Here is a 10,592-nt window from a genome sequence, read left to right as displayed (position 1 = left end):
CGCAAAAGTAGGCATACACTATGCGGCCAACGCGCCCGTAGCTCAGCCGGATAGAGTAGTGGCTTCCGAAGCCATTGGTCGGGGGTTCGAATCCCTCCGGGCGCGCCATCTTTCCCTGCTCAGGCCATCGATTGTTGGCCCACCGGCACGGCCCCAGAATCAGCAGGCCGCTGATCTTCCACGCTAAGAACTGGAAGCCGGCAGCCGCCGAGCGCAGGCCCAGCGCCACAGGGGCGAGCACACCGGTCCACACAGCAACGCCGGGCATGGCCCGGCGCTACCGTGGGTGTACGGATCAGTACGTGCCGTCGAAGGCGAAGATCGGCTTGCGCTGCTTCCACGCGCCAGCGGTGAAGTCAGGGAACTCCAGCGTCTGGAAGCCATTGGCGATGGACTGCTCGGACAGCGGGGTGATCGCGCTCCAGGTCACTGCATCGTAGATGTCGATCGGCATCGGCGCCTTGGCCTTCAGTGCCTCGACGAACGCATGGATGACGAACCAGTCCATGCCGCCGTGACCGGCGCTGGCCGCGGTGTCGGCATGCTGCTTCCACAACGGGTGCTCGTACTGATCCTGGTAGGTCTTGAACTCTTCCCACTGGTGCGGCGGGCTGCGGCCTTCAATGTGGATGGAGTGGTTGACGTCCATCCACAGACCCTTGGTGCCCTGCACGCGGAAGCCCATCGAGTACGGTCGAGGCAGCGAGGTGTCGTGCTGCAGCAGGATGGTCTCACCGTTCTCGCAGGCAAGCGTGGTGGTCACGATGTCACCCAGCTTGAACTTCACTTGGGTGCTGGGGTGGGTGGTGCCACCGCTCTTGGCCACGGTGTACTCGTGCAGGCCGCGTGCCTTGGTCGCGAAAGCGTTGATATGGGTAAAGCGGTTGCCGCGGTTGATGCCGGTGTACATCGCGCACGGGCCGATGCTGTGGCTGGGGTAGAGCTCGCCGTTGCGCTCCACCGAATGCTCGGTGCGCCAACGTGCCTCGCTCCAGCCCTTGGGACCGAACTCCACGCCGCTGTCGTAAGGCTGGCTGGGATCACCGGAGTTGAACTTCACCCCGCGCAGGTCGTGCTGATAGCCGGCCTGCAGATGCACCAGCTCGCCGAACAGGCCCTGTCGCACCATCTGCAGGGCGGCCATCACATCGCGGCGGTAGCAGACGTTCTCCAGCAGCATGTACGGCGTGCCGGTCGTGAGCTGGGTCTTCAGCACATCCCAGTGGTCCTGCAGGGTGATGCCGGCCACCACCTCGCAGCCTACGGCCACGCCCGCCTGCATGGCGGCGATCGCCATCGGCGCGTGGTATTCCCACGGCGTAGCGATGATCACGCCATCGATGCCCTTCTGTTCCAGAAGGCGCTTCCAGGCGTTGCTGTCGCGATCCTGACCATAGGTTTTCGGCGCAGGCTTGCCGGCCTTGGTGACCATGTCCACGGCACGACCCAGCATGATCGGCTCGATGTCGCACAGTGCAATGACCTCGACATCGTCGCGGCGCACCAGCTCCTTCAACAGTACCTGGCCGCGCATGCCGGTACCGATCATGGCCAGGCGGAGCGTGCGCCCGCGCGCCCAGGCCGGGGTCTGTGGCAACAGGCTGCTGGCGGCGACGGCGGCACTGGCCGCGATGAACTCCCTGCGTTTCATGGCAAACATCTCTCCTCTTGGAAGCGCGCCGGCCGCAACCGGCGCGCTGGATCACTCGAACCTGCTTACTTGAATCGATAACCGATGGTCACACTGTAACCACGGCCGAAGATCGTCGCGTAGTCGCTGGAGTCACCCAGGAAGCTGTTCGGATCGTAGAACGGCAGCCGGTCGAACAGGTTCTTGACGGTGAAGCTCAGGTTCCAGGCGTCGTCGGGGCGCCAGGTGACGCTCAGGTTGGCTGTCCACCAGGACGGCGCGCCGTCGCACTTGCTGGCCTGCAGCGCCAGGTAGCCGGCGGTGCAGGTCTCCTTGTTGTTATCCACCTCATCCACGCGGTCACGGGCCCACTTGGTACCGCCCACGTAGTTGACGAACATGCTGGTGGTCACCTGCTTGTAGGTCCAGTCGGCGTTGAGCGTGGCGCGCAGGCGCGGGTTGTTGTAGTAGCCCACCACGTCGCCGTAGTACCAGCCGCTTTCCTCATCCATGTAGTAGCGGTTGCGATTGGCGATGGTGGCGGCCAGGCCCACGTTCAGCCCGCCCCACTCGCCCAGCGAGAAGCGGCTGCGTGCGTCCACGTCGAAGCCGTCGACCAGGGTCTTGCCGCGGTTCTTGTACTGGCCGACCACGCTGGCCACGTTGCCCACGCTGTAGCCGGGCAGGACCGAGGGGCAGCTCACACCGCTGGCCGGGTCGGCGCACATCGCCGCCAGCTGGGCCAGGTTTGCGCGATCGGCATCAGTGATCGGCGAACGGGTGGAGGAGATGATGTCGGTATCACGGCTGAAATCCGGGGCGACGATCTCGTTGTTGCGGTAGATGAACCAGTAGTCGGCCGACACCGACAGCCAGCTGGCCGGCTCGTAGACGAAGCCCAGGGTGGCGATCTTGGCCTTCTCCGGCTTCAGGTCCTGGTTGGGCTGGGTCATTCGGGCCACGGTGCGGCTGCAATCGACGTTGGCCAGGCTCTTGCCCAGGTCCACGTCACCGGCGCGCTGCGACTGCCGCAACAGGTCGGCGATTGCGTTGGTCTCGGCGCAGCGCACCTCATCGCGGTAGCCACCGAGCTGGGCGAACACGCCACCGCTGCCGGACTCGGCCAGGCTCGGCGCACGGAAGCCGGTCGAATAGGTACCGCGCAGCATCAGTTGATCGAATGCCTGGTACTTGAAGCCGATCTTGGGTGCGACGTTGGCGCTGAAGTTCGGGTATTTGTCCACGCGGACCGCGGCATCCAGTTCCAGCTTGTCGGTGATCGGCGCCACCGTTTCGGCGAACAGTGCATAGGTGTTGCGCGCACCGTCGAACCACGAGCCGCCCTGCTGGGTGATCAGGCCGGCGGCTGCGTCGGCATTGCCCGGCGTGTAGAAGGTTTCGCGGCTGGCATTGAAGCCGAACGCGGCGCGCATCTCACCGGCCGGCAGCTGGAACAGCGGGCCTTCGATCTTGCCGTCCAGGGTGTGCAGGCGCGTCCAGGACTGGATGTCGAAGGTCGGGAACGCCTCGCGGATCAGCGCTGCGTTGGCTTCACTGATCTCACCGAACTTGTATGCCGGATGGTCGGAAATGATCACCCGCCCGGTACCCGGATCCACCGAGTACGGGCCGAAGGCCTTCTCGAAGCCCTTCAGGTTGACGTTGATGGTCTGGTAGGTGGTGGAGTGCGTGCCGGCGGTGGCGAAAGCAGTTTCCCAGTTCCAGTCACCCATGTTGCCACGTGCACCGGTCAGCACGCGGTAGCTCTTGTCGGTGTTGCGCTGGCCGAAGTAGTTGGCGCCGGCATCCTGCAGCAGGTACTGCAGGCCGACTACGCCGCCCATCATCGCCTTCAGTTCAGGGCTGGCGTGGTTGTACTCGTTGTTCGGCCCCAGGTAGGGATACAGGAACTGGTTGACCGTAGTGCCGGTATCGCGGGAGAACCAGCTGGTCGGGTTACCGGTGGTGGTGCCATAGCTGCGGGGTGTACCGCCATTGGCACGCAGATCGATGTCGGTGTAGGTCGCCTCGGCGAAGATTTCGGTCGAGTCGCCCACCAGGAAGGTGCCATTGAGGTAGGCGGTGTTGCGCTCGGATTTGGCGCCGGCGTCGATCTCGTTGTTCATCCAGGTCTCCCAGACACAACGCGGACCGGCGGCCTCGCCCTGCAGCACGTTCTTGCACCCGGGTGCGGCCTCCTGCACGCGGCGGCCGGTGACCGGATCGAAGGCGAAGTAACTGCCCGGGTTGAACTCACCCGGCTTGCTGCCCACGCCCAGGCGCAGGTTCGTCAGGTAATTGGGATTGTTGACGTAGTACTGCTCGGGACGCTTGTCGTAGAAATCACGCAACGGGATCGCGTCACGGCGGTACATGTTGACCGCACCGTAGATGTTGAAGCGGTTCTCGGCCAGGTCGCCGAAGCCGGCGGTGATGCTGGCCTGGCGCTCACCGTAGGAGTCGATGCGCGATGACGTATCGTTGGTGAAGTTGATCTCCGCGCCCTGGAAGTTGCGCTTGGTGATCACGTTGATCACACCGGCCACGGCGTCGGTGCCGTACACCGCCGAAGCACCATCGGTGAGCACTTCCATGCGTTCGATGGCGGCAGCCGGGATTGCATCGATGTTGACGAACTGGGTCTGGAAGCCGGCGGGTGCGCCGTAGTACGACAGGCGACGACCGTTCAGCAGCACCAGCGTGCCCTGTGCGCCCAACCCACGCAGATTGGCCTGCGAGGCACCGTCGGAGCCGGTGAACAGCGAGCGCGAATCCTGCTGCGCCGGGCGGGCAGCCGGCAGGTTGTCGAGCACCTGCAGCAGCGTACGCGCACCCATGTTCTGGATGTCCTGCTTGCTGATGACCTGGACCGGCGAAGCGGTTTCCACATCGGTACGGCGGATGTTGGAGCCGGTGACCTCGATGCGGGCCAGGTCGGTGGCGTTGTCCTTGCTGTCCTGCGCAGCGGCAGGCAGGGCGACCGAGAGCAGCGCGCCGGCAATGGCCAGCGTCAGCGGAGCGATCGTGCGACAGGGGGGGCGGCGGTAGCGTGCGGGCAACATCGGGGTTCTCTCCTGGCAGGGGTGCGGCGCGAATGTGGATCAGCGGGCAAAACGCTCCCGGGCCACGGCCAGCAGGCCGCAGTCGGTATGGGCGGGGGAGGAGCGGTGTTACGAAGGGGTCATGGGGCGACGATGCTGGCGGAGTCGCCCTCCTGGCCGATCAGCACGGCGTTGGCCCAGTTGGCACAGACCTGGGCGGGTTGACTGCCCTGCGCACCCAGCGTGCGCAGGCTCAGGGTGGTAAGGCCACGGATGTCCAGCTCCGGCTTGACCACGCCGGGCGCCTTCACCAGGCCGCTGTCGTAGAGCAGGCGGTTGTCGCCCCAGACCTGGAACTGCAGGCCGCCTGCGCTGCGGCAGGCATCATCGATGCCCAGATCCGCACGCAGCAGACGCCAGCCGCCCTGCAGACGCAGGTCGATGCGGCTGTTCGCGCCCACTCCCAGGCCACGGCGGAACTGCAGGCCGTTCATGCGCATGCCGGCCTCGCCACGGAACGCCTGGTCGGCGCGCACCTGGCTGGCCAGCGCGGCCGGCACCGGCAGCTCGGAGAGATAGCGCTGCCGGGCCGGTCGCTCCGGTTCCTGGTGCTCGAGGATGTGGAAGGTGGACAGCGCGATCGGGCCGACATCGCGTGGCTGCAACGCGTCGAACGCGCGGGCGCTGCCCTGTGCCGCAGTGACCATCGGGTCGGTGCTGCTGGCGCCGTCACCTTCGGGGTTCTGCACGCTCAGCACCCGGAAACGCAGCAGGCGACCGGCGTGTGCGGGGAAGTCGATGCGCTGCATTCCTTCCTTCAACTGCAGCCGGCCCCGGGCGATCGGCTCGCCCCATTCGCCATTGCTGTCGCCCAGGTACACCTCGTAGTCGCGAACCTGGCCATGCTTCCAGTTCTTGTCGTTGCGTGGCGCCAGCTCGATGCCGTCGATCATCCGGCGCTCACCGAAGCCGACCACCCATTCGTGGGCGCCGGTGCGCACGGCCTGGTTGCGCACGCTGCGGAACCAGGTGGACGGGTCATCGTCGAACGCGTTCTCCAGCGGATGGCCAGGCTCTTCCGCTGGGCGGTTGACCACCAGCAGGCTGTCGGCCGGCAGCTCGCGGCCGAGCACCGGCGCGGCCGGATAAGCATCGTCCGCAGCGGCGGCGGTCACGGCGAAGTCCAGCTGCACCTGCAGTGGCTGGCGGATATCCTGCGTGGCGGTACGCACATGGACGGTGCCGCCACGCTCACGGGCATCGAAATACCAGCCTTCGTCGGCACCGTTGAAGGCTGCCGCGTCGGCGAGCGCGGGCAGCACACGGGCGCCGGCCTGCACTGCGCGCGGGGCCTGCCGGCTCAACACGCGCAGGCCGTAGCGACGCTGCGCCAGCTGGCCCTGGTAGGTGCCCTGCACGGCCGCGATCTGCACCTGGACCGGGCCACTGCCCTGTGCCGGCGCCTGCACGCGGATCTGCTGCGTGCTCGATTCGCCCTGCTGGTAGCGGCGGGTGTTGCCGTCGTCTTCGTACAGCGTGTACTGCGATTCGCCCTGCGGATAGAGATCGAAGGTGACCTCGTCCAGCGGCTTCTCGCCATCGAACAGCATCGACGGATACATCGGCAGGATGGCCCCGGCGCGCACGAACACCGGCAGCGTGGCAAGGTCGACCTGGCGGTCGAGCTGACGGCCCTCGGCGCCGGCCTGCACGCGGCGGCCATCCCAGTAGTCGATCCATCCACCGGCCGGCAGATGGATGTCGCGCCGCCAGCCGCGGCTGGCCGCCTGGCTGCGGTAGACCGGTGCGATCAGCAGATCGCGGCCCAGCAGGAACTGATACTTGTAGGTTTCGTCCTGCGCGTGCGGATCGCGCGGGTAATCCCACATCAACCCACGCACCGGCGGCGCGCCGGTCTGCGCGGCGTCGTGCACCAGCCCGTACATGTACGGCGTCAGCCGCATCTTCAGTTTCAGATAATCGCGGTTGATGCTGCGGTAGGGTTCGTCGTACCACCACGGGTGCTTGCGCGCGTTCGACGACCAGCCACTCATGCCCATCAGTACCGGAGTGAAGGCCTTCCACTGCAGGTCGCGGGTGTAGGTCTCGGCGCTGCCGCCGAAGATCGCATCGACATCGCCGCTGGCATAGGCCATGCCGGACAATCCCGAGCCGACCAGGGTCGGCACGTGCCAGCGGATGTAATCCCAACTGCTGCTCTGGTCACCGGTCCAGGCAACCGCGTAGCGCTGGATGCCGGCCCAGCCCATCACCGTCCACAGGAAGGGACGCGAATCGGAATTGTCGACGATGCCATTGAACGCCTGGCGGTTGGCGTCCATCGCGAACTGATAGCCCTTGCCGGTCCAGGCCACATCCAGCTTCTGTACACGGCTGCCGGCCTTGCCGACTTCCCAGGCGATCTTGTCGACACCGTTCTCCGTCCACAGGCCGGTGCGGAAGCCGTATCCGGCCAGACCCTTCACCGTCTCGGGCAACTGCTTGTAGCCGCAGCCATAGCCGTCGTTGGGCAGGATCCAGCCACCGGGCATGTCGTGTGCCCGGTACTGCTTGGCCACGCTGTCGACCACGTCAGGCGTGGTGCCGGTCGGGCCATCGCTCCAGCCCTCGGGCACGGTGCCTGGCTTCTTCGCGTTGTCGCCGTCGTTGTAGCAATCGGCATCGCCATAGGACAGCGCCCAGCGCGCGACCATGTTGGGGCGGCCGGTCAGCTGCGTGTAGCGCTCGATCAATGCCGGCAGATCGGCACCGACGAAGTAGTAGGCGTCGAAACGATCTTCGCGATGCAGCAGGGTGGACTGATCGGGCTGGCGCAGGTCGTAGCTGCCGTCGCTCCACGTATTGCGCAGCATGCCCCAGCCGCGGCTGCTCAGCAGCATCGGCGCCGGGCTCGGTCGATCACCCTCTTCCCAGCCGCCGGAGTAGGACACCTCAAGCTCGCGTCCCTTGAACTGGTAACGGCCGTTCTGCTGGCCGCCGCCGAAGAAACCTTCGTCGGGCTGCGACGAGAGTACCTGCACGCTCTGTGCAGCATCCAGGTCCAGCGGCTGCAGCTCCTGCCACAACGCAGTGGGCTGGCCATTGTCCAGACGCTCCAACCGCAGGCGCAGCGGCTGGCGCTGTACGTGCAGCACGAGTGCGCCGGTGCGCAGACGGATCTCCTGCGCATCTTCTTCCAGCTGTGCCTGCACGTCGGCACTGGGCTGGGGCAGCACGATCGGCGCGGCCTTGTCGCCGGCTCCGGTCAGTACCCCCTTGCGCCCCGCCTGCACACGGACAATGTCGGCAGCCGGCAGTTCGATGCGCACGCGCGCGCCGGTGTCGGTCTGCAGGTCCCAGGCGGGCGTGCCCGCCTTGCTGGCGGTGACCGAGCGCAGGTTGCCGATGGGTTCGGCGTGGGCCGACATGGACGCCAGCAGCAGCACCGGCAACAGGGCCAGCATCAGCGGCGAGCGGCGAATGCAGATTTCCACGCGGACTCCCAACCCGTTCACCGGGCGTTTCGAAAGCGGTTGGGCCGACTCTAGGGCAGGGATTCGAAAGATGTCAACAAATGGAAAGCAAAAAGTAAGATAAGTTCGACTGAAACGAAAGTTGATGCGGCGCAATACTTTGTGTAATCGCTTGCACTCCCCTGTTAAGCTTGGTGCGATACGGCATTCTTCGATTCCTTTCGTTTTGGACGATTGCGGTCTACCAGAAACGTCAAGCGCTCTTTATCTTTCTTTTTGCTTTCGGTATTTGACATTTCGAAAGAAAACACAGATCGTGCGATGGCCCAACTGGAACCTCCGAATGGACGTCACCCTGCTTTCCGATGTGTCCGCCTGGCAGCGCCGGGGCGGAGCCGATACCGCTACTGAAATCGCCCAGCAGCCAGCACTGTGGGACGCGCTTGCACAGGATCTGCTGCAGGCCCGCGAACGCCTGCAGGCCTTCCTGGGCGACCGCCTCGACAATCCCGATCAGCGCGTGTTGTTCACTGGCGCCGGTAGTTCCGGCTTCATCGCCGAGATGGTGGCCGATGCGATCAACGCGCAGTGGGCCGCTGACGTCCGTGTGGTGCATACCACCAGCCTGCTGACCCATCCGGCGCTGTATCTGCAACGCGACCGCCCCACCCTGCTGGTTTCGTTCGGCCGCAGTGGCTCCAGCCCGGAAAGCGTGGCAGCGGTGGACCGTGTGCGCAGCGACGTGGATGACGCACGCTTCCTCGACATCACCTGCAACGCTGATGGCGAACTGGCCCGGCGCGGTGCCGGCCGTGCCGATACCTGCACCCTGTTGATGCCGTCGGCCAGCTGCGACCGCGCCTTTGCGATGACCAGCAGCCTGACCTGCATGCTGCTGGCCGCGCTGACCGTGTTCGACCGCTCACCGTGGCAGACGCGGGTGGCGCGCCTGACGCAGCTCGCTGCGCTGGCCCGCGAAGGCCAGGCGCAGTGGGATGCACCGGTGGCCGCGCTGGCACAGCGCCCCTTCAACCGCGTCATCTACCTGGGCAGCGGTCCGCTGGAAGCGCTGGCGCGCGAGTGCGCGCTGAAGGTGCTGGAGCTGACCGCCGGCCGCGTGCTGGCGCTGGCCAACACGCCGCTCGGTTTCCGCCACGGCCCGAAATCCACGCTGGATGGCAGCACCCTGGTGATCGTGCTGCGCAGCGTGCAGCCGCTTGCACGCCGCTACGAGCAGGATCTGCTGGACGAGCTGCGCCGCGACGGCGTGGCCGGCCAGGTGCTGGCCATCGGCCCGCATTCGGACATCGGTGCCGACGATGACTACACCCTCGCCGTACCCGTCCTGGAGCCGGTTCTGGGTGATCCCTGGCTGGCGCCGGTGTGGCTGGCCTTCGGCCAGCTGTTCGCACTGCAGCGCTCGGCCGCGCTGGGGCTGACCCCGGACAATCCGTTCCCCGACGGCACGGTGAACCGCGTGGTCAAGGGTGTCACCATCCACCATGGCTGAGTTGATCGCCCATGCCTGCTACGGCATCGATATCGGCGGCACCAAGATCGAGCTGGTGGCGTGCGATGCGGCGATGCAGGTCACCTGGCGCCGCCGGGTGGCCACTCCGCAGGGTGACTACGATGGCTTTCTGCGGTCGGTGGTGGCGCTGGTCGCCGACGCCGACGCCGCACTGGGCCGCAACGATGCGGCCATCGGCATCGCGCTGCCCGGCGTGCGTGACCGCCGCACCGGCCGCCAGCTGAGTGCCAACGTGCCGGCCCTGACCGGCCACAGCGTGGCGGCCGACCTGCAGGCACGCCTGCAGCGTCCGCTCCACTTCGGCAACGACCTGCAGTGCTTTGCCTTGTCCGAAGCGCATGGCGGCGCAGCCGACGGCTACCCCAGCATGTTCGGCGCGATCCTCGGCACCGGCGCCGGTGGCGGCTTCTGCCTGCAGGGCCGCCTGCTGTCCGGCTTCAACGGCCTGGCCGGGGAGTGGGGCCACTGGAGCGTGCCGGGCCACCTGCTGCAGCGTCACGGCTTGCCGTTGATCGACTGCGCGTGCGGCCTGCAGGGCTGCGTTGAGCGCTATGTATCCGGCAGCGGCCTGGCGATGATCGAACGCCACCTGGGCGGCGCGGCCGTCGATGCCAGTGCGGTGATCGCACTGGCCGAAGGCGGCGATGCGCGTGCACGCAGCGCGCTGGACATCCACCGCGACCTGCTCGGCCACAGCCTCGCTGCGCTGGTGCTGGCCCTGGACCCGCATGTGATCGTGCTCGGTGGCGGCCTCTCGCAGTACACCCCGCTGTACCAGCAGCTGCCGGCGGCAATCGCTGCCCATCTGTTCAACGGCGTGCAGGTGCCGCCGATCGTGCCCCCGCGCTTCGGCGATGCCGGTGGCGCGCGCGGTGCCGCGCTGCTTGCCTGCCAACCCTCGTTTTCCTGATTGTCCG

Annotated in this window: 5 protein-coding genes and 1 tRNA gene; 3 read left to right on the top strand and 3 right to left on the bottom strand. The window is 66.5% G+C overall.

All coding sequences use genetic code 11. From position 1 onward, the window contains the following. Window positions 1-31: 31 nt before the first annotated feature. Window positions 32-108, top strand: a tRNA-Arg gene (locus ACVOJ1_RS16040). 187 nt (window positions 109-295) lie between these two features. Here the strand turns inward: ACVOJ1_RS16040 and ACVOJ1_RS16035 are convergent. From ACVOJ1_RS16035 to ACVOJ1_RS16025, 3 genes are all read right to left on the bottom strand, one after another. After that, window positions 296-1,651, bottom strand: coding sequence for a Gfo/Idh/MocA family protein (locus tag ACVOJ1_RS16035; RefSeq protein ID WP_111187265.1), 1,356 nt, complete (start codon window positions 1,649-1,651; stop codon window positions 296-298). 65 nt (window positions 1,652-1,716) lie between these two features. After that, the gene (locus ACVOJ1_RS16030) at window positions 1,717-4,692 is read right to left on the bottom strand and encodes a TonB-dependent receptor domain-containing protein (RefSeq protein WP_065181474.1); all 2,976 of its coding nucleotides are present in this window, start codon (window positions 4,690-4,692) and stop codon (window positions 1,717-1,719) included. Window positions 4,693-4,811: 119 nt separating this feature from the next. After that, window positions 4,812-8,165, bottom strand: a complete 3,354-nt coding sequence (locus ACVOJ1_RS16025) for a TIM-barrel domain-containing protein (protein WP_346480632.1) — start codon at window positions 8,163-8,165, stop codon at window positions 4,812-4,814. Between the two features lie 322 nt (window positions 8,166-8,487). Between ACVOJ1_RS16025 and ACVOJ1_RS16020 the strand changes: the two genes are divergently transcribed. Then, entirely contained in the window at window positions 8,488-9,654 is a 1,167-nt protein-coding gene (locus ACVOJ1_RS16020) for an SIS domain-containing protein (RefSeq protein WP_065174327.1), read from the top strand. Continuing rightward, window positions 9,647-10,585 carry an ROK family protein gene (locus ACVOJ1_RS16015; protein ID WP_053518015.1) on the top strand — a complete coding sequence of 313 codons (939 nt, stop codon included), beginning with the start codon at window positions 9,647-9,649 and terminating at the stop codon, window positions 10,583-10,585. The genes ACVOJ1_RS16020 and ACVOJ1_RS16015 overlap by 8 nt, the downstream gene beginning before the upstream one ends. Window positions 10,586-10,592: the final 7 nt, after the last annotated feature.

Source organism: Stenotrophomonas sp. STEN225, assembly GCF_056756445.1.
This window is presented reverse-complemented; position numbering and strand designations above follow the sequence as displayed.